The 22740-nt window shown below is 59.2% G+C and carries 22 protein-coding genes; 7 read left to right on the top strand and 15 right to left on the bottom strand.

Going from position 1 to position 22740, the window contains the following annotated elements:
- Positions 1-18: 18 nt before the first annotated feature.
- A complete protein-coding gene (gene katE, locus CKW26_RS17710; RefSeq protein WP_095049676.1) occupies positions 19-2160 on the bottom strand; it encodes a catalase HPII in 2142 nt (713 codons plus the stop codon).
- 260 nt (positions 2161-2420) lie between these two features.
- Here katE and CKW26_RS17705 point away from each other — a divergent pair, with 260 nt between their 5' ends.
- The 3 genes from CKW26_RS17705 to CKW26_RS17695 all read left to right on the top strand — a co-directional run bounded on the left by CKW26_RS17705 (position 2421) and on the right by CKW26_RS17695 (position 4949).
- Complete coding sequence (locus tag CKW26_RS17705) at positions 2421-3428, top strand: methionine ABC transporter ATP-binding protein (protein ID WP_095049536.1); 1008 nt, start codon at positions 2421-2423, stop codon at positions 3426-3428.
- Positions 3428-4102: a methionine ABC transporter permease gene (locus CKW26_RS17700; protein WP_016986455.1), complete on the top strand. Its 675-nt coding sequence runs from the start codon at positions 3428-3430 to the stop codon at positions 4100-4102. Before CKW26_RS17705 ends, CKW26_RS17700 begins: the two co-directional genes overlap by 1 nt.
- 76 nt (positions 4103-4178) lie before the next feature.
- The gene (locus CKW26_RS17695; RefSeq protein ID WP_095049535.1) at positions 4179-4949 is read left to right on the top strand and encodes a MetQ/NlpA family ABC transporter substrate-binding protein; all 771 of its coding nucleotides are present in this window, start codon (positions 4179-4181) and stop codon (positions 4947-4949) included.
- A 252-nt stretch (positions 4950-5201) separates the two neighbouring features.
- Here the strand turns inward: CKW26_RS17695 and CKW26_RS17690 are convergent, their stop codons facing one another.
- From CKW26_RS17690 to CKW26_RS17670, 5 genes are read right to left on the bottom strand one after another with little or no spacing between them, the layout of a single operon-like run.
- Positions 5202-5837, bottom strand: coding sequence for an SCO family protein (locus CKW26_RS17690; protein WP_008081211.1), 636 nt, complete (start codon positions 5835-5837; stop codon positions 5202-5204).
- Complete coding sequence (cyoE, locus tag CKW26_RS17685; protein ID WP_077575206.1) at positions 5834-6733, bottom strand: heme o synthase; 900 nt, start codon at positions 6731-6733, stop codon at positions 5834-5836. Before cyoE ends, CKW26_RS17690 begins: the two co-directional genes overlap by 4 nt.
- Entirely contained in the window at positions 6721-7800 is a 1080-nt protein-coding gene (locus CKW26_RS17680; protein WP_095049534.1) for a heme A synthase, read from the bottom strand. The genes cyoE and CKW26_RS17680 overlap by 13 nt, the downstream gene beginning before the upstream one ends.
- 10 nt (positions 7801-7810) lie before the next feature.
- Positions 7811-8404 carry a hypothetical protein gene (locus tag CKW26_RS17675; RefSeq protein WP_095049675.1) on the bottom strand — a complete coding sequence of 198 codons (594 nt, stop codon included), beginning with the start codon at positions 8402-8404 and terminating at the stop codon, positions 7811-7813.
- A complete protein-coding gene (locus tag CKW26_RS17670; protein WP_095049533.1) occupies positions 8370-9110 on the bottom strand; it encodes an SURF1 family protein in 741 nt (246 codons plus the stop codon). Before CKW26_RS17670 ends, CKW26_RS17675 begins: the two co-directional genes overlap by 35 nt.
- 71 nt (positions 9111-9181) lie before the next feature.
- Here CKW26_RS17670 and CKW26_RS17665 point away from each other — a divergent pair, with 71 nt between their 5' ends.
- Positions 9182-9385 carry a twin transmembrane helix small protein gene (locus CKW26_RS17665; RefSeq protein ID WP_007911731.1) on the top strand — a complete coding sequence of 68 codons (204 nt, stop codon included), beginning with the start codon at positions 9182-9184 and terminating at the stop codon, positions 9383-9385.
- Between the two features lie 9 nt (positions 9386-9394).
- Here CKW26_RS17665 and CKW26_RS17660 read toward each other — a convergent pair whose 3' ends face one another.
- The 4 genes from CKW26_RS17660 to coxB form a co-directional block, all read right to left on the bottom strand.
- Positions 9395-10282 (bottom strand): cytochrome c oxidase subunit 3, encoded by an 888-nt coding sequence (locus CKW26_RS17660; RefSeq protein WP_095049532.1) that lies wholly within the window; start codon positions 10280-10282, stop codon positions 9395-9397.
- Between the two features lie 25 nt (positions 10283-10307).
- Positions 10308-10859, bottom strand: a complete 552-nt coding sequence (locus CKW26_RS17655; protein WP_053125438.1) for a cytochrome c oxidase assembly protein — start codon at positions 10857-10859, stop codon at positions 10308-10310.
- Positions 10860-10985: 126 nt separating this feature from the next.
- Complete coding sequence (ctaD, locus tag CKW26_RS17650) at positions 10986-12572, bottom strand: cytochrome c oxidase subunit I (protein WP_007911725.1); 1587 nt, start codon at positions 12570-12572, stop codon at positions 10986-10988.
- 82 nt (positions 12573-12654) lie between these two features.
- Positions 12655-13782, bottom strand: a complete 1128-nt coding sequence (coxB, locus tag CKW26_RS17645) for a cytochrome c oxidase subunit II (protein WP_095049531.1) — start codon at positions 13780-13782, stop codon at positions 12655-12657.
- Between the two features lie 369 nt (positions 13783-14151).
- Between coxB and CKW26_RS17640 the strand changes: the two genes are divergently transcribed.
- On the top strand, positions 14152-14802 hold the full coding sequence (locus CKW26_RS17640) for a hypothetical protein (protein ID WP_095049530.1): 651 nt from the start codon (positions 14152-14154) through the stop codon (positions 14800-14802).
- Between the two features lie 123 nt (positions 14803-14925).
- Here the strand turns inward: CKW26_RS17640 and CKW26_RS17635 are convergent, their stop codons facing one another.
- From CKW26_RS17635 to CKW26_RS17625, 3 genes are all read right to left on the bottom strand, one after another.
- Entirely contained in the window at positions 14926-16452 is a 1527-nt protein-coding gene (locus CKW26_RS17635) for a SulP family inorganic anion transporter (protein ID WP_095049529.1), read from the bottom strand.
- Between the two features lie 90 nt (positions 16453-16542).
- Positions 16543-17271: a carbonic anhydrase gene (locus tag CKW26_RS17630; protein ID WP_064116616.1), complete on the bottom strand. Its 729-nt coding sequence runs from the start codon at positions 17269-17271 to the stop codon at positions 16543-16545.
- A gap of 238 nt (positions 17272-17509) precedes the next feature.
- Entirely contained in the window at positions 17510-18568 is a 1059-nt protein-coding gene (locus tag CKW26_RS17625; RefSeq protein ID WP_093429491.1) for a PA0069 family radical SAM protein, read from the bottom strand.
- A 227-nt stretch (positions 18569-18795) separates the two neighbouring features.
- Here CKW26_RS17625 and CKW26_RS17620 point away from each other — a divergent pair, with 227 nt between their 5' ends.
- Positions 18796-19098, top strand: a complete 303-nt coding sequence (locus CKW26_RS17620) for a hypothetical protein (protein ID WP_095049528.1) — start codon at positions 18796-18798, stop codon at positions 19096-19098.
- Positions 19099-19305: 207 nt separating this feature from the next.
- Complete coding sequence (locus CKW26_RS17615) at positions 19306-19581, top strand: hypothetical protein (RefSeq protein WP_095049527.1); 276 nt, start codon at positions 19306-19308, stop codon at positions 19579-19581.
- 59 nt (positions 19582-19640) lie between these two features.
- On the opposite strand, the gene CKW26_RS17610 is transcribed toward CKW26_RS17615, so the two are convergent.
- On the bottom strand, positions 19641-20942 hold the full coding sequence (locus tag CKW26_RS17610; RefSeq protein ID WP_095049526.1) for a cytochrome c: 1302 nt from the start codon (positions 20940-20942) through the stop codon (positions 19641-19643).
- Between the two features lie 12 nt (positions 20943-20954).
- Positions 20955-22739: a GMC family oxidoreductase gene (locus tag CKW26_RS17605; protein ID WP_095049525.1), complete on the bottom strand. Its 1785-nt coding sequence runs from the start codon at positions 22737-22739 to the stop codon at positions 20955-20957.
- Position 22740: the final 1 nt, after the last annotated feature.

Raw genomic sequence — 22740 nt, 5'->3', positions numbered from 1 at the left:
TTTCTATTCCCGAAGATCTTAAGCCGGAATGGCTTTCGCCTTAGGCTCCCGCGCCCAAACCCGATGCTGCCCGATCGCCGCAAAGAACGGCTTGGTCAACGCTGGCACATCCTTGCCCTGCAGCAATCCGTCATCCGCCTCCAGTTTCAGCAGATCCTGCAATTGCTTGGCCTCGCCGTGCAACGCAATCGCCTTCAGATGCTTGTACGCCTCCAGCAGGTAGTGCAGCGCCACGCCATCACCGCTCAACGCCTTCACCGACGCCGCGCCACCCGGCACGAACACCGCGTCAAAAATCACCGACGGCATGCCTTCCATCGAAGCATCTACTGGCAACATTTTGCCGTCAGCGGTCTTCACCGGCGCTGAAGTTGCGCCGAGTAACTTGGCATGCGCACCTTCAGCCGCCAGAGCCTTCTTCATCGCATCAATCGCTGCACCATCGACGCCATTCGCGGCAAGAATCGCCACTTTTCGCGTCTTGATGTTTTCCGGCAACAGGTTGGCCTGACTCAATGACGGCGAATGATCGAAAGAGGTTTTACGAGCCTCGACCGTGCCTTTGCCTGGTGCCGGCAGACCTAGATTGGCCGCAACGCGCTTGGCCAGTTCGAGGTCAATGTTGGCCAGAATCTCGTTCACTTCCCGCGCACGGATGAACTCGCGCTCAACCTTGCCCAGCTCGAAGCTGTAAGCGGCAATGATGTGCTCCTTCTCGTGATCGCTCATGCTGTTGAAGAACAAGGTCGCCTGAGAGAAGTGATCGCTGAACGACTCGCTGCGCTGGCGGATCTTGATCGCATCAATGCGCTCTGGATAACTTTCGAAACCACCGTCCTGCGCGGCCGGAGGGGTTTCTTTGGGCCAGCCGCCATCAATCGAGTTCGGCTCATACGAGGCGCGGCCCTTGTCGATCACCGTGCGGTGCTGCGCATCACGCTGGCCATTGTGGAACGGCGCAACCGGCCGGTTGATCGGCAACTCGTGAAAATTCGGCCCACCGAGTCGGCTGATTTGCGTGTCGGTGTAGGAAAACAGCCGACCTTGCAGCAGCGGGTCATTGGAGAAGTCGATGCCCGGCACGATGTGGCCAGGGCAGAACGCGACCTGCTCGGTCTCGGCAAAGAAGTTGTCCGGGTTGCGGTTCAGCGTCATCTTGCCCAGCGGCGTGATCGGCACGATTTCTTCGGGGATCAGCTTGGTCGGGTCGAGGATATCGAAGTCGAAGTCGTGCTCGTTTTCCTCCTCGATGATCTGTACGCCGAGTTCCCATTCCGGGTAATCGCCCATTTCGATCGCTTCCCAGAGGTCGCGACGGTGGTAGTCGGTGTCTTTACCGGCAAGCTTCTGCGCCTCGTCCCACACCAGCGAACAAGTGCCGGCGGTAGGGCGCCAGTGGAATTTGACGAAGCGCGATTTGCCCTCCGCGTTGATCAGACGGAAGGTGTGCACGCCGAAGCCCTGCATGCTGCGCAGGCTTTTCGGGATCGCCCGGTCGGACATTGCCCAGATGACCATGTGCGCCGATTCCGGCACCAGCGAAACGAAATCCCAGAAGGTATCGTGAGCTGAGCCACCGGTTGGGATTTCATTGTGCGGTTCGGGTTTGACCGCGTGGACGAAGTCGGGAAACTTGATCGCGTCCTGAATAAAGAACACCGGCATGTTGTTGCCGACCAGGTCGAAGTTGCCTTCATCGGTGAAGAACTTCACCGCGAAACCGCGTACGTCACGCACGGTGTCGCCGGAACCGCGTGGGCCCTGAACCGTGGAAAAGCGCACGAACACTGGAGTCTTCTTGCCCGGATCTTGTAGGAAACCGGCCTTGGTCAGCGTCGAATGGTTCTCGTAGGTCTGAAAGAAACCATGCGCGCCGGTGCCGCGCGCATGGACGATGCGTTCCGGGATCCGCTCATGGTCAAAATGCGTGATCTTTTCCCGCATGATGAAGTCTTCAAGCAGCGACGGCCCACGAGGGCCGGCCTTGAGGGTGTTCTGGTTGTCAGCGATCTTCACACCTTGGTTGGTGCGCAGGGCCTGGCCGGTGGCGTCGGAGCGAAACTTTTCCAGGCTGTCGAGTTTGGCGTTGGTGTTGGCGCGATCCGGGGCATCGGTTCCGGCCATCTGGCTTTTATCGGTCGTAGGCTTCTTGCTCATCAGTCGTAAACTCCTCGGTTGACCCCGATGCTGGCCGGGGACTCTTGAGTGGTTCCCGGGCACGGCACCCAGGGTTTTCAAGTCGCTTACTTAGTGACTGATGGGCTGCTTTGGACGTTCCTTTTTTATGACCTTTGATCTTGTTATTGCCAAATCGAAGGTTAATTGCGAAATAAATGCTAAGAACCTCTATACGGACAGGCTAAAATGCGCGCCCGGCTAACCGCTGATCCTTTTCTAACGCGCCCCACAAGGTTCGCTACGTGATCGAGTTTCAAAACGTCCACAAGACTTACCGCGTCGCCGGTAAGGACATTCCCGCGCTGCACCCGACCAGTCTCTCTATCGAGAACGGGCAGGTGTTCGGCCTCATCGGCCATTCCGGCGCGGGCAAAAGTACCCTGCTGCGTCTGATCAATCGCCTGGAGAACTCCAGTGGCGGCAAGATCATCGTCGACGGCGAAGAAGTTACCGCGCTCGACGCCAAAGGCCTGCGCCGTTTCCGCCAGCAAGTCGGGATGATCTTCCAGCACTTCAACCTGCTTGCCTCCAAGACCGTGGCCGACAACGTTGCGTTGCCGCTGACCCTGGCCGGCGAACTGTCGGGCAGCGAAATCGACAAGCGTGTTGCCGAATTGCTGGCGCGCGTCGGTCTGTCCGACCACGCCAAGAAGTACCCGGCGCAATTGTCCGGCGGTCAGAAGCAGCGCGTCGGCATCGCCCGCGCCCTGGCGACCAAGCCGAAGATTCTGCTGTGCGACGAGGCCACCAGTGCCCTCGACCCGCAGACCACCGCGTCGGTCCTGCAACTGCTGGCCGAGATCAACCGCGAACTGAAACTGACCATCGTCCTGATCACCCACGAGATGGACGTGATACGTCGCGTCTGCGATCAAGTGGCGGTGATGGACGCTGGCGTGATCGTCGAGCAAGGTTCGGTGGCCGATGTGTTCCTGCATCCAAAACACCCGACCACCAAGCGTTTTGTGCAGGAAAGCGAGCAGATCGACGAAAGCGAGCAGCGTGATGACTTCGCTCACGTGCCGGGCCGCATCGTGCGTCTGACCTTCCAGGGCGAAGCGACCTACGCGCCGTTGCTTGGCACCGTCGCCCGGGAAACCGGCGTCGACTACAGCATCCTCGCCGGTCGTATCGACCGCATCAAAGACATTCCGTACGGGCAATTGACCCTCGCCGTCACCGGTGGCGACATGGAAGCGGCGTTCGCCCGCTTCACCGCCGCTGACGTTCACATGGAGGTATTGCGCTAATGGAAGACCTGATCAGTTTCTTCACCAATATCGACTGGTACGAAATCTGGCTGGCAACCGGCGATACGATGCTGATGCTCGGTGGTTCGCTGCTGTTCACCGTATTGCTCGGCCTGCCGCTGGGCGTGTTGCTGTTTCTGTGCAGCCCGCGTCAGTTGCTGGAAAACCGTGGCCTCTACGCGTTTATGTCGCTGGCAGTGAACATCCTGCGTTCGCTGCCGTTCATCATTCTGTTGATCGTTATGATCCCGTTCACCGTGCTGATCACCGGCACGTCGTTGGGCGTGGCCGGTGCGATTCCGCCACTGGTGGTCGGTGCCACACCGTTCTTCGCACGTCTGGTGGAAACCGCGCTGCGTGAAGTCGATCGCGGGATCATCGAAGCGACCCAGTCGATGGGCGCGACCACGCGGCAGATCATCATGAACGCTTTGCTGCCGGAAGCCCGCCCGGGCATCTTCGCGGCGATTACGGTGACGGCGATTACACTGGTGTCCTACACGGCAATGGCCGGTGTGGTCGGTGCCGGTGGTCTCGGCGACCTGGCGATCCGTTTCGGTTACCAGCGTTTCCAGACAGACGTGATGATCGTCACTGTGGTGTTGCTGTTGATTCTGGTGCAAGTGCTGCAGATGGTCGGTGATCGACTGGTCGTGCATTTCTCGCGCAAATAAGCAGTTTTGTATTGAACAGATGAGCCGGCCATTCGCTGGCAGGCGCCAGACGGTCGCCTCATAAGGAGTTAGCTGAATGAAAAAACTGATCGCTGCTTTTGCTGCCGTTGCAGCATTCTCGGCCCACGCCGAAACCCTGACCGTTGCCGCCACTCCGGTGCCGCACGCAGAAATCCTCGAGTTCGTGAAGCCGGCGCTAGCCAAAGAAGGCGTGGAGCTGAAGGTCAAGGTCTTTACCGACTACATTCAGCCGAACGTACAGGTCGCGGAAAAGCGTCTGGACGCCAACTTCTTCCAGCACCAGCCGTATCTCGATGAGTTCAACAAGGCCAAGGGCACTAGTCTGGTTGCCGTGACCGGTGTGCACCTGGAGCCGCTGGGCGCTTACTCGAGCAAGCTCAAGGAGCTGAAGGATCTGCCAAGCGGCGCCAACGTGGTGATCCCGAACGACGCCACCAACGGCGGCCGCGCGCTGTTGCTGCTGGCCAAGGCTGGCGTGATCACTTTGAAGGATCCGACCAACATCCTGTCGACTGTCAAAGACATTGCGACAAACCCGAAAGACCTGAAAATCCGTGAACTGGAAGCCGCGACCATCCCGCGCGTGCTGACCCAGGTTGATCTGGCGCTGATCAACACCAACTACGCACTGGAAGCCAAGCTCGATCCGTCCAAGGATGCGCTGGTAATCGAAGGCAACGACTCGCCGTACGTGAACATCCTCGTGTCCCGCGCGGACAATAAGGACAGCGACGCGATGAAGAAACTCGCTGCTGCGCTGCACAGCCCGGAAGTGAAGAAATTCATTACCGAGAAGTACAAAGGCGCGGTGTTGCCGGCGTTCTGATTCAGGAATGCTGCAACGAAAAGGGGACGCCATGCGCGTCCCCTTTTTTGTGTCTTGTGCTTGGCTTTGGACCTGCTGTGAAGCTTCCCCTCACCCCAGCCCTCTCCCGAGGGAGAGGGGGCCTATCTTCAAGCTTTTCGAGCCTGAGTTCGACTCACAATTGCAGGTCGGCGCAACTCGAACAAACACCTCGGTCAGTTCCCTCTCCCTCTGGGAGAGGGCTAGGGTGAGGGGCTTTTCGCTCTTCAGCTTTTATTTGCGGTTAAGCATCACCGGCAGCTGCGCAACCAGTTTGGCATTATTCAACGGCGCCCGAATAAACCCCCGCTGCGTCCCGTCCGGGCCGATCACCGCGAGATTACCGCTGTGATCCACCGTGTAATTCGGCTTACTGGTATCCGCCGGAATAAACGGAATACTCACCGCGTTCGCCACCTTCTGCAGCTCTTCGATCGAAGTCGGCGTCAGGCCAATGAACTGGGGATCAAAATAGCCTAGGTACTGCTTCAACTGCTTGGGGTTATCGCGGTTCGGATCAACGCTGACCAGCACGATCTGCAACTTATCCACAGCGTCTTTCGGCAGCTCACTCTTGATCTGCCGCAGCTGCGCCAACGTTGTCGGGCAGATGTCCGGGCAGAACGTGTAGCCGAAGAACAGCAGGCTCCACTTGCCTTTCAACTCGTTGATCGCCACCGGTTTGCCGTCCTGATCGGTCATCGTCACATCCGGCAGATTGCGGCTCTGCGGCAGCAGGATAATGCCGGCGTCGATCAGCGCAGTCGGGTCGCCCTGGCCCTTGCCGCTCAGTACTTTGTTGACGGTAAGTCCCAGGATCAGCGCGATCACGGCGACGAGGATGAAGACGGTTTTCTGGGTTCGAGTCATAGGTTCAACAGTAAGTAGTGGTCTACGAGCAGGGCAATGAACAGCAGAAACAAGTACCAAATAGAGTACTTGAAGGTGTTGATCGCCGCGTGCGGCCGAGTGCCACGGTACAGCACCACGGCCCATTGCAGAAACCTTGCGCCGAGGGCGAGGGCGCAAATCAGGTAGAGCATGCCGCTCATGTGAATCACGTAAGGCAGCAGACTTACCGCCAGCAGCGCAAAGGTGTACAGCAGAATGTGTACTTTGGTGTAGTGCTCGCCGTGGGTGACCGGCAGCATCGGGATGTCGGCCTTGGCGTATTCCTCTTTGCGATGGATCGCCAGCGCCCAGAAGTGCGGCGGCGTCCAGGCGAAGATGATCAGCACCAGCAACAACGGTTCGGCACTGACGTGGCCGGTGGCAGCCGTCCAGCCGAGCAGCGGTGGCGCGGCGCCGGCGAGGCCACCGATAACGATGTTCTGTGGCGTCGCGCGTTTGAGGAAACCGGTGTAGATCACTGCGTAACCGAGCAGCGAAGCCAGGGTCAGCCAAGCCGTCAGCGGGTTGGTGAAGGTCAGCAACAAGGCCTGCCCGAGCAGCGCCAGCACCAGTGCAAAGGTCAGCGCCGCCGCGGGCGACACCCGGCCTTCCGCCAATGGCCGTTTGTGTGTGCGCGCCATCACCGCATCGATGCGCCGATCGACCACATGGTTGACCGCCGCCGCGCCACCGGCACACAACGCAATGCCCAGATTACCGAACACCAGTACCGTCCACGGCACCCCGGCGCGGGTCGCGAGGAACATGCCGACCAGCGAGGTGATCAGCATCAGCACCACGACTTTCGGTTTGGTCAGCTCCAGATAATCACGCCAGATCGCCTGATGCGGGCGCTCGCCAATCAGAATCGCCACGGTGTTTCTCCTTTTATGGTGATGGGCGCGGCCGCGTGTTTGCGCGGGCTCAGGCGCCAGCGCGCGAGCACCGGTTGTTTGACCCGGACCAGACTGGTGCGCGCGTGGTAATTGACCAGCACCATGGTCAGCAACAGCGCCGCACCGCCAGCGTTATGCGCGACCGCCACTGGCAGCGGCAGATGGAACAAGACATTGCTGATGCCGAGGGTGATCTGCGCCGCGAGGGCAATCAACACAAGACCGGCCAACCGCGTCATGCCAACCACTTTCAGTTGCCAAGCGAGACCGAGCAGCACCAGCGTCACCAGCAGCGCGCCGATACGATGAGTCAGGTGAATCGCCGTGCGTGCATCGCTGTCGAGTTGCCCACCCAGATAATTCGGGCCGATGTGCTGGGTCAGGTGAAAACCGTTGGCGAAATCCGCCGGTGGCAACCATTGCCCGTGGCAGGTCGGGAAATCAATGCAGGCCACCGCCGCGTAGTTGGAACTGACCCAGCCACCCAGCGCAATCTGGCCGATCACCAACAACAATCCCACCGTCGCCCAATACTGCAAACGCTTGGGCACGGTCAGCGCCGGCAGCACACCGGACAATCGCAACGTCAGTAAAAACAGCAGACTCAGCGTCGCAAAGCCGCCGAGCAAATGCCCGGTGACCACCTGCGGCCAGAGCTTGAGCGTCACCGTCCACATGCCGAACGCCGCTTGCGCGAACACTACGGCCAGCAGGAACAGCGGCAACTTCAACGGCTGCCCCGGATGACGACGGTTAACCCACGCGCGTCCGGCCAGAATCGAAATAAGCAGGCCGAGGGTGCCGGCGAAATAGCGGTGGATCATCTCGTTCCAGCCCTTGCGCGCCTCCACTGGCGAGTCGGGGTAATGCAGTTCGGCATGGGCCAGTTGGGCTTCGCTTTTCGGCACGCTGATAAACCCGTAGCAGCCCGGCCAGTCCGGACAGCCGAGGCCGGCGTGGGTCAGGCGCGTGTAGGCGCCGAGCAGCACCACAATAAGTGCCAGCAGGGTGGCAAACAGCGCGAGGCGAAATCCAGGTTTGGCCATGACGATGCCCTTATCCGATGTTCGACAGTTTCAGCAGGTGCCGCAGGTCGTTGAGCAGATCCTTGCCTTTTACATTCGGCTCGTAACGCAGTACGAGATTGCCGTGAGGGTCGATGATCCACAGTTGCGGCGTGGCTTTGTCTCCGGTTGTCTTGCTGAACACACCGGCGTCCAGCGGGTAGCGTTGCAGTTGCGGATATTCGCGGCTCAGCTTGGCGTCGTAATCAGCGCTCACCGGTTGCGCAGCAGCAAGGGCGTGGCTTGCGCGGCCGGCATCGCGACCGAGGCCGATCTGGATCTGCCGCGCCAGATACACCAGTTGCTGGCAGTCCACCGCGCAGTCTTTCGGTGCGGTGACCAGTATCTGCCAGCGCTCTTCCTCCGCTTGCACGCCGAGGTCGGCGCGGGTCTGGCCGTTGCCGATCAGTTCGCCGTGATAGCTGCGACCTTCTGGCACCCAGAACTGCAATTTGTACATGCCGGTGGCGAGCACCATCGGCCCGATCACGCCAAGCACAATCAGCAATAATTGAATGCGCCCGCGACGACGGGTGGCGGCAGGCTTCGCCTCAGACATGCTGGGTGGATTCATGGCCGTTCCCATGGTGGTTCTCCTTTGCGTTGTGCAAGCCCAAATAGACGTAGAGGCCGAGCAGGGCGGTGGCCATGGCGAACCACTGCACGGCGTAACCGAGGTGTTTTTCCGGGCCTATGGCGACCACCGGCCAATCGGCCTCGTAGCTGGCCGGGCCGGGTTCGGCGCGTAATTCGTAGGTGAAGCCGTCGCGCTCAAGGGTTTTCCACAGCTTGACGGGTTCGACGGCAGTGATGGTTTGCGGCCAGGTGCTGCTGACCGGGTCGGCGTGCAACTGAAAAGTGGAGCCAGGGGCGACGTAGACCCAGGCATCGACATTCAACGCTTCACTGGGCGTAGTGAATTGTGGCGGCACGCGGCGATCCGGCCACGGCAGCCAGCCGCGATTGACCAGCAGCCACAATCCGGTGCGTTGATCCTGAAAGGGTTGCAGCAACTCGACGCCGACCTTGCCGTTACGCTGGCGGTTATCCAGCAGCAAGCTGTGCGCGGCATCGAACTGACCGTGCAGATGCACGCGGCGATAAGCCGGATCAGCGCTATTGAGCAGTTCGCTGCTGGCCATCGGTTCGGCAGCGCGGCGTTCCGCGTAACGGGCGAGCAGGGCGGTTTTCTCGGCACCCCGACTCAATTGCCAGAAGCCCAGCGACACCAGCAGCGGCAGCAACAACGCCACCACCACGGTCGGTATCACGCCTGGGCGAAAGCGCTTCATGGCTGCGCCACAAAGTCAGTCGTTGCGATCGCTATACTCAACTGCATCGCCTGTCCCCCGGAGTTCTTCCCATGCTCAAAACAGCCATCGTCCTGATGCTGATTGCCACGGTGATCAGCCTGTTCAGCGGCCTGTTTTTCCTGGTCAAGGACGACAGCAGTTCCAATCGCCTGGTCATCGCCTTGAGTGTTCGGGTGGCATTGGCCGCCGCCACCGTCGGCTTGATCGCCTGGGGCTTTTACAGCGGCCAACTGGTGTCGCATGCGCCTTGGTAGCTCTGGTCCTCAGAGCACGTAAACGAAGATAAAGAGCCCGATCCACACCACGTCGACGAAGTGCCAATACCAGCTCGCCGCTTCGAAACCGAACTGGTGCTCGTTGTCGAAGTGGCCCTTCATGATGCGCATCAGCATCACAAACAGAATGATCGTGCCGATGGTCACGTGGGCGCCGTGGAAACCGGTGAGCATGAAGAACGTCGCGCCATAAATGCCCGAACCGAGGGTCAGGCCCAGTTCGTGATAGGCGTGAATGTATTCCTCAGCCTGGAAGCCGAGAAACGCGCAGCCGAGCAGCACGGTGATCGCCAGCCAGATTTTCAGCGCGCCGCGATGGCCCTTCTTCAAGGCATGGTGAGCGATGGTGATGGTCACACTGGAGCTGACCAGCAGGATTGTGTTGATCAGCGGCAGGCCCCACGGGCTGATGACGTCCTTGGGCGGCGGGAACAGTTTCGGATCCGGCGTGTGCAGCAGCGGCCAGGTGAACTGGAAGTTCGGCCACAGCATGTGCGCGATGCCTTTGGTGCCTTCACCGCCGAGTGCTGGTCCGGAAACGTGCCGCACATAAAACAGCGCGCCGAAGAAGGCAGCGAAGAACATCACCTCGGAGAAGATGAACCAACTCATGCCCCAGCGAAACGAGCGATCCAGCTGCGCGCTGTAAAGCCCCGCGCGGCTTTCCTTGATCACCGCCCCAAACCAGCCGAACAGCATGTACGCCAGCAACAGGCTGCCGACGAAAAAGATGTACGGGCCGTGGGATTCCGGGCGCGTCGCCTTCAGATCGTTGAACCAGACGGCCAGACCATAAACGGTGATGGCCATGCCGAAGGTGGCAATGATCGGCCATTTGCTTTGGGGCGGAACGTAATAATGCTCATGAGTTGCCATTTATTGTTCTCCTTATCGGGCACGCTCAACCGCCAGTGTTTACAGCCACCGGCGGATGTCGGGCGGTGATATCGAACAGCGTGTAGGACAGCGTCAGGTGCTTCACATCCTTGGGCATGTCGCGGTCAACAATGAAGCGCACTGGCATCTCGATCTGCTGACCGGGCTGCAGCACCTGCTGGGTAAAGCAAAAGCATTCGGTCTTGTGGAAATACGCCGCCGCGTTGCTCGGCGCGATGCTCGGTACGGCTTGCGCACTCATCGGTTTGTCAGTGGGATTGCGTGCGATAAAGATCATCTCGTTGACCGCGCCGGGATTGGCGGTGAGTTCGTCATGCTTGGGGTAGAAATCCCACGGCATGTCGACGTTATTGGTCGACAGAAACTGCACACGGACCTGGCGGGAAGTGTCGACCACCTGCTCACCCTCGTACTGCCCACCGGTCTTGCCATTGATGCCGAAGGCTTTGCACATCACGTCGTAGATCGGCACCAGGGCAAAACCGAACACAAACATCGCCACCACCACGCCGAGCAGGCGGGTGACGAGTTTTTTCATCGAGATCGAATCAGCCATGGTTCATGCCTCTCATCAGATCCCTTGTGGGAGCGAGCCTGCTCGCGAAGCAGACAACTCGGTGCATCAGATGAACCGCGTCATCGTTCTTCGCGAGCAGGCTCGCTCCCACAGGGAGATCTGTGTTCATTTCACTTCCGGCGGTGTGGTGAAGGTGTGATACGGCGCCGGTGACGGCACGCTCCACTCCAGACCTTCCGCACCATCCCAAGGCTTGGCCGGTGCTGGCGGGCCGCCGCGAATGGTCTTGATGACGATGAACAGGAAGAATATCTGCGTCGCGCCGAACATGAACGCGCCAATCGAGGAGACCATGTTGAAGTCGGCGAACTGCAGGTTGTAGTCCGGAATCCGTCGCGGCATTCCCGCAAGCCCGACGAAGTGCATCGGGAAGAAGGTCAGGTTCATGCCGACGAACGACAGCCAGAAATGCAGCTTGCCGAGGGTTTCGTCGTACATGTGGCCGGTCCATTTCGGCAGCCAGTAGTAGGTCGAGGCGAAGATCCCGAAGATCGCCCCCGGCACCAGCACGTAGTGGAAGTGCGCGACCACAAAGTAGGTGTCCTGGTACTGGAAGTCTGCCGGGGCGATGGCCAGCATCAGTCCGGAGAAACCGCCGATGGAAAACAGGATCACGAACGCCACCGCGAACAGCATCGGCGTTTCGAAGGTCAGCGAGCCTTGCCACATGGTGCTGGCCCAGTTGAACACCTTCACCCCGGTCGGCACCGCGATCAGCAGCGTGGCGTACATGAAGAACAGCTCGCCCACCAACGGAATGCCGACCACGAACATGTGGTGCGCCCAGACGATGAACGACAGGAAGGCGATGCTCGCCGTCGCGTAGACCATCGAGGTGTAGCCGAACAGCGGCTTGCGCGAGAAGGTCGGGATGATCGAGCTGACGGCGCCGAAGGCCGGCAGGATCATGATGTACACCTCGGGATGCCCGAAGAACCAGAACACATGCTGGAACAACACCGGGTCACCGCCACCGGCAGCACTGAAGAAACTGGTGCCGAAGTGGATGTCCATCAGCATCATCGTCACGCACCCGGCCAGCACCGGCATCACCGCGATCAGCAGGAACGCGGTGATCAGCCAGGTCCAGACGAACAGCGGCATTTTCATCAGCGTCATGCCGGGAGCGCGCAGGTTGAGGATGGTCGCGACCACGTTGATCGCGCCCATGATCGAACTGATCCCCATCAAGTGGATGGCGAAGATGAAGAAGGTCACGCTTTCCGGTGCATAAGTCGTCGACAGCGGCGCATAGAACGTCCAGCCGAAGTTCGGCCCGCCACCCGGGGTGAACAGGGTCGACACCAGGATCAGGAACGCCGCCGGCAGCAGCCAGAAGCTGAAGTTGTTCATCCGTGGCAGGGCCATGTCCGGCGCGCCGATCATCAACGGGATCATCCAGTTGGCGAGACCGACGAAGGCCGGCATCACCGCACCGAAGACCATCACCAGACCATGCATGGTGGTCATCTGGTTGAAGAACGCCGGTTCGACGATCTGCAGCCCTGGCTGGAACAGTTCGGCGCGAATCACCATCGCGAACGTACCGCCGAGCAGGAACATGGAGAACGCAAACCACAGGTACAGCGTGCCGATGTCCTTGTGGTTGGTGGTCAGCACCCAGCGCATCAGGCCTTTGGCGGGGCCGTGGGCGTGGTCGGCATGACCGTGGTCATCGATGACAGCGCTCATGGCCGGTCTCCTTTACGTGAGTGGGTGGGGCGGGCCGGGGCGCGCTGCCCCGGCCGGTTCACGAGGTATGCGATAGACCGGCTCATTTGCTTTCCGCCTGTTTCAGCTCCAGCACTTCTTTTGGCGTGACCATGTCGCCCTTGTTGTTGCCCCAGGCGTTACGTTCGTAGGTCACGACCGCTGCGATATCGACTTCCGACAGCTGCTTGCCGAACGCCGCCATGGCGGTGCCGGGTTTGCCGTGGAAGACAATGCTCAAGTGATCCTTGATCGGGCCGGTGGCAATTTTCGAGCCCTTGAGCGCCGGGAACATCGGCGGCAGGCCTTGGCCTTCGGCCTGGTGACAGGCAACGCAGGTGGTGTGGTAGACCTTGTCGCCGCGCTCCTTGAGTTCGTCGAGGGTCCATTCCTTGCTGGTCAGCTCTTTAAGCTGCGCGGCCTCGGCTTTGCGCTCGGCGAGCCACTTGTCGTAGTCGGCCTTGTCCTTGACCTCGACCACGATCGGCATGAAGCCGTGATCCTTGCCGCACAGTTCGGCGCACTGGCCACGGTAAATGCCGGGCTTGTCGATGCGCGTCCACGCCTCGTTGACGAATCCCGGGATCGCATCGCGTTTCACCGCGAAGGCCGGCACCCACCAGGAGTGAATGACGTCGGCGGAAGTCACGAGGAAGCGCACTTTGGCGCCGGTCGGCAGCACCAACGGCTTGTCGACCTCGAGCAAGTAATGCTCGCTCTTGGTTTCCTTGTTGTGGATCTGCTCGGCGGGGGTGGCCAGGTTGCTGAAGAACTCGACGTCCTGGCCCAGGTATTTGTAGTGCCACTTCCACTGATAACCGGTGATCTGGATATCGATATCCGGCTCACTGGTGTCGTACATCTTGATCAAGGTGGCGGTCGCCGGTACGGCCATCGCCACCAGAATCAGGAACGGTACGACGGTCCAGAGAATTTCGACGGTAGTGCTTTCGTGGAATTTTGCGGCGACCTGCCCGGTAGAACGGCGGTGCACCATCATCGACCAGAACATGGCGCCGAAGACGATGATCCCGATCACCACACAGATCCAGAAAATGGTCATGTGCAGGTCGAATACTGCGTGACTGATTTCAGTCGCTCCAGGCGCCATATTCACAGTCCAGGCAGCGTGTGCCGGACTGAAAATCGACCACAACAGGAGGCCCATCCAGACGTGTGGATGTCGCATCATTGCGGGTTCCCCTTATCGTTCTTGTTATCCCGCCGGCTTTCGCCTGCGGCAAGGGAGCGGCTGCATCAGACTACGAACTTGAATCGCCGGGCCTTGCTGCGGGTGCAGTCGGGCGTCATCAGCTAACTCCATTCAATGGCGAGTATAGACAGCGACGGGAAATTGCAATGTGCGCACGTAAATCAGCTGAAACAGCTGGCACTTGCGTTCAAGGGCACGAATGGAGAAGGATGCAGACGAGTGGTGGCAAACCGATATAACGCAGGTGCATCAAGGATGAAATAATTATGACAAATGCGTCTTAGCATTTTTCGTAAGCCAGCTAAGTTATGTCTTCCCTATTTCATTGCCTTGTTTCCTGGAGTTTTCATGAACACCGCCGCATTGCGCGAGCAGATCCAAAAAGCCCAACAACACGAAAAAGAAACCGGCCTGCTGACCCGTCAGCTGGAAAGCAAGCTGCCTCATTTACACCCGGCGATCCAATTGCCGGAAGCCGACGCCAACGGTGTGCTGACGCGTTTTGTCGCCGCCTACATTGATGAAGTGCCAGACCTGCTGGATGCAGCCAATGAAGTTGCCAGGGAAGCGGGAATCGAATCGCAGATCAAACCGGTGCTGAAAATCGCCGAGCAGTATTTCCTCCAGCCGCCAGCCATCATGGCCGGGCACGTTGGCCTGGACAGCCTGCTCGACGAAGCCTATCTGGCGCACCGTTTTGTTGAAGAGGTCAACGACCTGTACATCAAGCATTTCGGCCAGCCACTGATCCCCTTGGACATGACGGTCGCTAACTTGATTGCTCACCAATTGATCGGTGAGGAATTTGCCAACCAACTGGACGAAGCGGTGCATCACGCCATCGACGAGATGCTCAACGACGAGAGTTTTGCCTTGGAGTCGGTAGAAGCCTACCGCGGCAAACTCAGCAGCCCGGACACCGGCGCCGCGTGGAAACGCTGGCCATGCATGAGCCGACGCCTGGGTGTGGGCCTGGAACTGGACCAGCCTGCTGCCTGAGTTCACACGATCCAATGTAGGAGCTGCCGCATGCTGCGATCTTTTGATCTTGATTGTTAAAAACAACATCAAAAGATCGCAGCCTGCGGCAGCTCCTACAGGGGTTGAGTTCAACCAGCAAATTTAGCCGGCAGCGCCGATTCCGGTAGTTGTGCGAATCCGTCCCTCAAGCCTGCGCTTCAACCCGCGCGACTCAATCAACAGCTTCGAGCCCTTCGCCGCATTCGCCCGGCCCCACTCCTCCAGCAACTCCAGACACGAATGGTCGATGTAGCTCAGGTTATTGAGCGGCACATGCACCGTCGTCCCCTGCGGAATACTGCCCAGTACTTGCGTCAACGCCGGCACTTTGAGGAATGTCGCCGCGCCGACCAGACGCAACTCCATCTCGCCGTCCTGCGGCAGATCGATCAGGCTGATCTTCAATCGCGAAGCCTTGAACGCCAGTTTCAACATCGTCAGACCGAAACCGATCAACACCCCGGTCAGCAGGTCAGTGAAGATGATCGACAGCGCCGTCGCCGCATAGGTGAACATCGGCATCCGCCCATAACGACCCAGACCTCGAAACGCTTTGAGATCGACCAGTTTGAACCCGGTGTACACCAGCACACCCGCCAGACTCGCCACCGGAATGCTTTGCAGCACACTCGACAGCAACAGCACGAACGCCAGCAGCCACAGACCATGGAAGATCGTCGAGTAACGCGTGGTCGCACCAGCCTGTACGTTGGCCGAACTGCGCACGATCACCCCGGTCATCGGCAGCGCGCCGAGCAGACCGCAGAGCATGTTGCCGACACCTTGCGCCGACAGCTCACGGTCGAAGTCCGAACGCACGCCGCTGTGCATGCGATCCACCGCAGCGGCGGACAACAAGGTTTCGGCGCTGGCGATAAACGCCACGGCGAACGCGGCGATCAGCAGCGTCGGGTCGGCCAGGCTGAGCAGGTCCGCCGGTTTCAGCCAATCAATGGCTTCGGCCAGATTCGCCGGTACTTCAACACGTTTGACCTGCAACGCCAGCAGCAGACTGGCAGCTGTCGCCAGACCCACGCCGAGCAATGCACCGGGCACGAAACGTAGCGAATGCGGGCGAAATTTTTCCCATAGCCACATCACCGCAATCGTCGACAGCCCGAGGAGTCCGGCCTGCCAGCCGAACGACGGCAAGGCTTGCGCCACGGCTGCCGGGAATGCCGTGAGGTTGTCCAGTCCAGACGGTTTTGGTGAGGCATCGAGCATCACATGCACCTGCGACAGCACGATCAATACGCCAATCCCCGCCAGCATCCCGTAAACCACCGCTGGCGCCGTAACCCGAAACCAGCAACCGAGTTTCAAGCGCCCGGCCACCAGTTGCAGGAAACCGGCGAGCAGCAGAATCGGCCCTAGCATTTCAATGCCGTGCTGGCGCACCAGTTCAAACACCAACACCGCCAGACCCGCCGCCGGCCCGCTGACCTGCAAAGGCGAACCCGCCAGCCAGCCAACCACCAGACCGCCGATGATCCCGGTGATCAGACCTTTGGCCGGTGGCAATCCTGACGCAATCGCGATACCCATGCACAGCGGCAACGCGACCAGAAACACAACCACTGAAGCGAGCAACTCCCGTGGCAACACCGCTTTCAATTGAGCCGCACGCATGGCGATTCTCCCGAAGTTTTCTTCAGGCATGGCTTCGCCGAACCGCTGAAACAGCGGCCGGCGTCAAACCACACAGATGTTTAGGAAGATTTAGAAGCGCGCTTTGGGCGTCGCCACCGGAATCGGATGGCTACCATCGAGCGGCAGGAAACGTCCCTGATCCGCGTCGTAAGCTTTAATTTCGCTGGTTTCGATGTTGTAGACCCAGCCATGGATGAACAGATGACCGTTCGCCATGCGCGAGGCTACCGAAGGATGGGTACGCAAGTGCTGCAATTGGGCGATGACGTTTTCCTCGGTGAGGATCGGCATGCTTTCTTTTTCGTCGGCGCAGTGACAGTTGTCGTGCACCATGGTTTTCGCGACTTCAGCGTGGCGCAGCCAGGCTTTGACTGTCGGCATCTTTTCCAGGCTGTCCGGATTGAGCACCGCACGCATGGCGCCGCAATCGGAGTGGCCGCAGATGATGATGTGCTGCACGCCAAGCGCCAGTACCGCGTATTCGATCGCGGTGGATACGCCGCCGTTCATCTGGCCGTAAGGCGGGACAACGTTGCCGACGTTACGGGTCACGAACAGATCGCCCGGCGAGCTCTGGGTGATCAGCTCAGGGACGATGCGCGAGTCGGCGCAGGTGATGAACATCGCCTTTGGCGCTTGGGCCGTGGCGAGTTTCTTGAAGAGTTCTTCCTGCTGGGGAAAGACCTCATGATGAAAATGCAAAAAGCCGTCTACGATCTGTCGCAGCGCTGCATCGGCGGATTCCGCTTCAGGGGTTTGCGCCGACGCAGCCAACGGCTGTTTATCCTTGTCACTCATGATTCATCCTCTTTGGCGGATTAGGGGAGTCGTTCCCATGTATTCCGGTATGAAGCCAGTGGCTGTTTAAAACATCCGGGTCATCCCGACCCGTCAGTCACTCGATGAACAAGGTAGCCGCCGAAACTTAACTCAAACTGAATCAAACGCTCTAGCACGTGTGTTCCAGGTCACAAAAAACGTGACTGAGTGATTTCGGCGGAAGGATTCCAACCCCTCAACCATAGGCCAATTGTCGCTAAATCAACGACATCTGGCGACCCGGCGGACAGAAGGCAGTGCAATCGAGGTTGTAGCTTTCGCGGTGATTGATGCCCAGACGCTTGATGGCTTTGGCAAATCGTTGCGCGAGCAGGTCGGCGAACACCCCTTCGCCGCGCATGCGTGCGCCGAAACGGCTGTCGTAGAGCTCGCCGCCACGGCTCTGGCGGATCAGGCTCAGCACATGCGCGGCGCGTTGCGGATAGTGCGCCTGAAGCCATTCTTCGAACAGCGGCGCCACTTCCAGCGGCAGACGCAGCATCATATAGGCAGCGCTTTGTGCTCCGGCCGCGTGGGCTTCGTTAAGCAGGTTTTCGATCTCGCTGTCGTTGATCATCGGAATCATCGGTGAACACAGCACGCCGACCGGTATGCCTGCTTCGCGCATGACCCGAATGGCGCGCAATCGCGCTTTGGGTGCAGCAGCGCGCGGTTCGAGGATGCGTTTGAGCTCGTCATCGAGCGTGGTCAGGCTGATCATCACCGCGACCAGGCGTTGCTCGGCCAACTCGGTCAGCAGGTCGAGATCGCGCAGAATCAGCGAGCCTTTGGTGACGATGGTCACGGGATGTCGATAGCGCAGAAGCACTTCGAGGGTCTGCCGGGTGATTTTGTGTTCGCGCTCGATCGGCTGATACGGATCGGTGTTGGAGCCCAGGTTGATCGGCGCACATTGATAGCCTTTTTTCCCGAGCTGTTCCTCCAGCACTTGGGCGGCGTTGGTCTTGGCGATCAGCCTGGTTTCGAAGTCCAGCCCTGGCGACATGTCCCAATAAGCGTGGCTGGGCCGTGCGTAGCAATAGATGCAGCCATGCTCGCAGCCACGGTAGGGATTGATCGAGCGGTCGAAGGGCAGATCCGGAGAGGTATTGCGGGTAATGATGGTTTTCGCGGTTTCGATCATCACCTCGGTGCCTTGGGTCAGCGGCACCTCCTGATACCAGCCGTCATCCTCGGCCACCGAACGGTTCGGCGCGAAGCGGTTGTGCGGGTTGCTGGCGGTGCCGCGACCGCGCTGGGGGAGAGGGTTGATCATTGGGCAGGCTCCAGATCTGTATATGCATACAGTACATGAGCAAGCCCGCTGTGATCCAGTACCGTTCAGCGATGGGATACTTGTTGAGTTCCAAAATTTATATATAGGTGCAGAGCCGAAGTACAACCAGAGATACATATGTTTGATTGTCGCGACAAGTTATCAAAGATAGCCTTGGCTACTCCGAGTGGCACTTGTCCGATAACTAAATTAAAAGGATTTAATTCATGTCTTACCTCAATCAACGCGGTGTCTTTGTGCAAATGATGCAACCCAATGCATCGGAACCCAACACCATTGTTTCGATGCAACTGGCACGAAAGGAACTGGGCTGGAACGCCGAACAGGAACTGCCTACCGAGGCGCTGGTCGACTCGATCTACGTAGTGGCGGTGTCCAGCGACCGTGGCAAAACGTTCACTGTTCGCACCAACAAGAAAGATGTGGACGGTGATGGCGATATTGATAACGACGACAAAGCGAAGTTGATTGCACTGGCCAAGGCTTATGTAAGTATCGTTAATCCGTAATTGAAAATGTAAGAATCTCACAGCAAATAAAAATAAAGCCCTGCATGACGACTCATGCAGGGCTTTATTATTTTAGAAGAAGAGACGGTAAATGGCAGGTGGCCGGTAAAGGACTGGCTGGGCATACACCCTGTCAACTCTGACAGTAGACCGGAATTTTCGCCAACCCTAATCTCAAGCACGCAATCAATCTGCAGGGTTTCATCCATGGCTATCAGAATACTGCTGGAAATCGCGGATATGGATCGGGATGCAAGTCCGGAAATCGCTTTTTATCACTACAGCGAGGACGCGACCGAAATGATGGATTACGACTATTCGCTTTTTGCTTCGTCGTCGCAGGCCAATGGTCGTTATGACGTGATCTGCGAAGACGCCGTCGATACTGACGGCGATGGCGACATCGACAAATACGACGAGAAGCTTTATCTGCAGCTGGCCGATGCATTTGCGCAGTTTAAAGGCTTTCAGCCCAAGCGTTGATCGGCCGCTGACACCGCACGAAAAGTCGAACCGTGCCAACGGCGTATCAATCACATCCGTCAGTTATGCGTAGTGACTTGCCCCAAATCATCCCCGGAAGTCGTTTGCATATCGTTCTTGCGTAGATTGGCTACATCTTCAGCGTCAACTGGCGCGCCTTTGTTGCCCCAACTGCCACGAATGAAACTCACCACATCCGCCACTTCCTGGTCCGACAGGCGCCAGGCAAAGCCCGGCATGGTGAACGTCGACGGTGCCGTGTGCGTCGCCGGCAACGTACCGCCCTTGAGCACAATGTGAATCAACGAAGTCGGGTCTTCCGATTGCAGCACCGGATTGCCCGCCAGCGCCGGGAACACCCGGGTGTAGCCGTGACCATCGGTGCGGTGGCACGCCGCGCAGTTGTCGATGTACACCGCAGCACCACGCTGACTGTCGTCACCGTTCCACAGTGCTTTGGCGGCTTTCTCATCGTACTGATGCGGTTGATCGTTCGGATCAGTGGCCGGCAGTGATTTGAGGTAGCGGGCAATCGCGGTCAGGTCGGCATCGGTCATGTATTGCATGCTGTGGGTGACCACGTCGCTCATGCCGCCGAACACCGCGCTGCGATCGCTGCGCCCGGTCTTGAGAAACTGCACCAGTTGCTCTTCGCTCCAGCCGCCGAGGCCATCCTTGTGATCGCCGCGCAGGCTTTTGGCGATCCAGCCTTCCAGCGGCGCACTGCCGGCGAGGAAGGTTGTACCGTCAGCCGCACTCAGGGATTTTTCCTGCATGGTCAGCGCGCGTGGTGTATGGCAGGCACCGCAGTGGCCGAGGCCTTCGACCAGATACGCGCCACGACTGATGACGGCGTCGTCACCGACTGGCGTGTAGTCCTCGACCTTCGGCGCAAACATCCAGCGCCAGCCCATCAGCGGCCAGCGCATGCTCAACGGCCATGGAATATCACTGCCCTTGTTCTCCTGTGCCACCGGTTCTACGCCGTGCATGAAATACGCGTACAGCGCTTGCATGTCGGTTTCGCTGACACGCGCGTAGGACGGATACGGCATCGCCGGGTACAACGTACTGCCGTTTTTGGCGACGCCATGGCGTACGGCCTGATCGAAGTCTTCGAAGATGTATTCACCGACGCCGGTTTTATCCGGGGTGATGTTGGTCGAGTAGATCGTGCCGATCGGCGTTTCCATTGGCAGGCCACCGGCGAACGGTTTGCCGCCCTTGGCGGTGTGGCAGGCTACGCAGTCACCGGCGCGGGCGAGGTATTCGCCCTGTTTGATCAAACTTTGATCAACTTCAGCCGCATGGATTGCGGCGCTGCCGAGCAGCGCCAGAGTCGCGATAACGAGATTTTTCATGGTCATCGCTCCTTAAGCCTGAACCAGCGGGCCGGGGGTTTTCAGGTACTGCTCGCGGATCGCCTTCGCCGACCAGTAGGTCAGTGCGGCAACCAGCCCGGTCGGGTTGTAACCCAGGCCCTGCGGGAACGCCGAGGCGCCCGGAACGAAGACGTTGTGCACGTCCCAGCTCTGCAGGTAGCGGTTCAACGCGCTCTTCTTCGGATCGGTACCCATGATCGCGCCACCGTTGAGGTGCGTGGTCTGGTAAGACGCGGTGTTGAAGTGGTCGCCGACTTTCTTGCCGATCACCGCAATGGCTTTCGGGCCCATCGCTTCGGCGACCTTGCCCATTTTCTCGACCATGAAGCGGTTCATCTTGATGTCGTTTTCCTGCCAGTCGAAGGTCATCCGCAGCAGCGGCAGACCGTAGGCATCGCGGTACACCGGATCGAGATCGAGGTAGTTGCCACGGTAGGACTGATGCGCGCCGTGGGCGTCCATCGACACCTGGTGGGTGTAGTAATCGGCGGTCGCGCGTTTCCAGGCACTGCCCCACGCAGGTGTGCCCGGCGGGTTCGAAGTGCCGGCAATCGGCCGGCTGCCGGCCTGGTTGACCCACATCGGCGAGCCGCCGACGAAGCCGTGCGGGCCGTGGTCGAAGTTATCGGCGTTGAAGTCATCCAGCGCCACGCCGTTACCGCCGGCGCCAATGAAGTTGTTGGTGTGGGTGTCCTTGTCAAAGAACGCCTTGATGGTCGCCATGTTCTGGTAGGCAAAGTTACGCCCGACCACGCCTTCGCCGCTGATCGGGTCGTATGGCTTGCCGATGCCGGACAGCAGCATCAGACGCACGTTGTGCAACTGGAACGCGCCGAGAATCACCAGATCCGCCGGTTGCTCGATCTCGCGACCCTGACCGTCGATGTAGGTCACGCCGGTGGCTTTGGATTTGCTGCTGTCGAGATTGACCCGCAACACATGCGAGTTAGGCCGCAGCTCGAAATTCGGCAGCGGCTTGAGCGCCGGCAGAATGTTCACGTTCGGCGACGCCTTGGAGTACATGTAGCACACGTAACCGCTACAGAAACCGCAGAAGTTGCACGGGCCCATCTGTGCGCCGTAAGGGTTGGTGTAAGGCCCCGAGGTGTTTGCCGAAGGCAAGTTGTAGGGCTTGTAACCGACTTCAGTCGCTGCTTTGCCGAACAGCTGTGCGGAGACTGTGTTTTTCTGCGCTTCCAGCGGGAACGGATTGGAGCGATCCGGCGCGTACGGGTTGCCGCCCTTGCCCTGACCGACCAATTGGCCTTTCACCGTCCAGGCCTGGCCCGAGGTGCCGAAGACTTTTTCGGCGAAATCGAAGAACGGCTCCAGCTCTTCATAGCTGACGCCGAAGTCCTGGATGGTCATGTCCTTGGGGATAAAGCTTTTGCCGTAGCGCTCTTCGTAGTGGCTGCGCATGCGCAACTCGATCGGATCGACCCGGAAGTGCACGCCCGACCAGTGCAGTCCGGCGCCGCCAACACCATTGCCTGGCAGGAACGCGCCCAACTGGCGGTTCGGCAGGGCGATGTCGTTGACGCTATGACGAATGGTGACGGTCTCTTTGGAGATGTCCTGAAAGAGTTTTTTGCGCACGCTGTAGGTGAGTTCGTCGATCACCTGCGGATAGTTGCCGTCCGGGTAGGTGTCCTGCATCGGCCCGCGCTCCAGCGCCAGCACGTTGAGACCCGCTTCGGTCAGTTCCTTGGCCATGATCGCGCCGGTCCAGCCGAAACCCACGATCACTGCGTCAACCTTCTTCATTACCGTTGCCATG

The organism is Pseudomonas sp. Irchel s3h9 (assembly GCF_900187475.1).
GTDB classification, from domain to species: Bacteria; Pseudomonadota; Gammaproteobacteria; order Pseudomonadales; family Pseudomonadaceae; genus Aquipseudomonas; species Aquipseudomonas neuropathica.
The sequence above is the reverse complement of the archived record's forward strand: the minus strand, read 5'-3'. Positions and strand labels throughout refer to the sequence as shown.

What these genes read in the sequence shown, in the direction of transcription:
- CKW26_RS17700 (WP_016986455.1), top strand. Translation starts at nt 3,428, where the DNA reads ATGGAAGACCTGATCAGTTTCTTCACCAATATCGACTGGTACGAAATC.
- CKW26_RS17695 (WP_095049535.1), top strand. Translation starts at nt 4,179, where the DNA reads ATGAAAAAACTGATCGCTGCTTTTGCTGCCGTTGCAGCATTCTCGGCC.
- CKW26_RS17690 (WP_008081211.1), bottom strand. Translation starts at nt 5,837, where the DNA reads ATGACTCGAACCCAGAAAACCGTCTTCATCCTCGTCGCCGTGATCGCG.
- CKW26_RS17680 (WP_095049534.1), bottom strand. Translation starts at nt 7,800, where the DNA reads ATGGCCAAACCTGGATTTCGCCTCGCGCTGTTTGCCACCCTGCTGGCA.
- CKW26_RS17675 (WP_095049675.1), bottom strand. Translation starts at nt 8,404, where the DNA reads ATGGGAACGGCCATGAATCCACCCAGCATGTCTGAGGCGAAGCCTGCC.
- CKW26_RS17670 (WP_095049533.1), bottom strand. Translation starts at nt 9,110, where the DNA reads ATGAAGCGCTTTCGCCCAGGCGTGATACCGACCGTGGTGGTGGCGTTG.
- CKW26_RS17665 (WP_007911731.1), top strand. Translation starts at nt 9,182, where the DNA reads ATGCTCAAAACAGCCATCGTCCTGATGCTGATTGCCACGGTGATCAGC.
- CKW26_RS17660 (WP_095049532.1), bottom strand. Translation starts at nt 10,282, where the DNA reads ATGGCAACTCATGAGCATTATTACGTTCCGCCCCAAAGCAAATGGCCG.
- CKW26_RS17655 (WP_053125438.1), bottom strand. Translation starts at nt 10,859, where the DNA reads ATGGCTGATTCGATCTCGATGAAAAAACTCGTCACCCGCCTGCTCGGC.
- ctaD (WP_007911725.1), bottom strand. Translation starts at nt 12,572, where the DNA reads ATGAGCGCTGTCATCGATGACCACGGTCATGCCGACCACGCCCACGGC.
- coxB (WP_095049531.1), bottom strand. Translation starts at nt 13,782, where the DNA reads ATGATGCGACATCCACACGTCTGGATGGGCCTCCTGTTGTGGTCGATT.
- CKW26_RS17640 (WP_095049530.1), top strand. Translation starts at nt 14,152, where the DNA reads ATGAACACCGCCGCATTGCGCGAGCAGATCCAAAAAGCCCAACAACAC.
- CKW26_RS17635 (WP_095049529.1), bottom strand. Translation starts at nt 16,452, where the DNA reads ATGCGTGCGGCTCAATTGAAAGCGGTGTTGCCACGGGAGTTGCTCGCT.
- CKW26_RS17630 (WP_064116616.1), bottom strand. Translation starts at nt 17,271, where the DNA reads ATGAGTGACAAGGATAAACAGCCGTTGGCTGCGTCGGCGCAAACCCCT.
- CKW26_RS17625 (WP_093429491.1), bottom strand. Translation starts at nt 18,568, where the DNA reads ATGATCAACCCTCTCCCCCAGCGCGGTCGCGGCACCGCCAGCAACCCG.
- CKW26_RS17620 (WP_095049528.1), top strand. Translation starts at nt 18,796, where the DNA reads ATGTCTTACCTCAATCAACGCGGTGTCTTTGTGCAAATGATGCAACCC.
- CKW26_RS17615 (WP_095049527.1), top strand. Translation starts at nt 19,306, where the DNA reads ATGGCTATCAGAATACTGCTGGAAATCGCGGATATGGATCGGGATGCA.
- CKW26_RS17610 (WP_095049526.1), bottom strand. Translation starts at nt 20,942, where the DNA reads ATGAAAAATCTCGTTATCGCGACTCTGGCGCTGCTCGGCAGCGCCGCA.
- CKW26_RS17605 (WP_095049525.1), bottom strand. Translation starts at nt 22,739, where the DNA reads ATGGCAACGGTAATGAAGAAGGTTGACGCAGTGATCGTGGGTTTCGGC.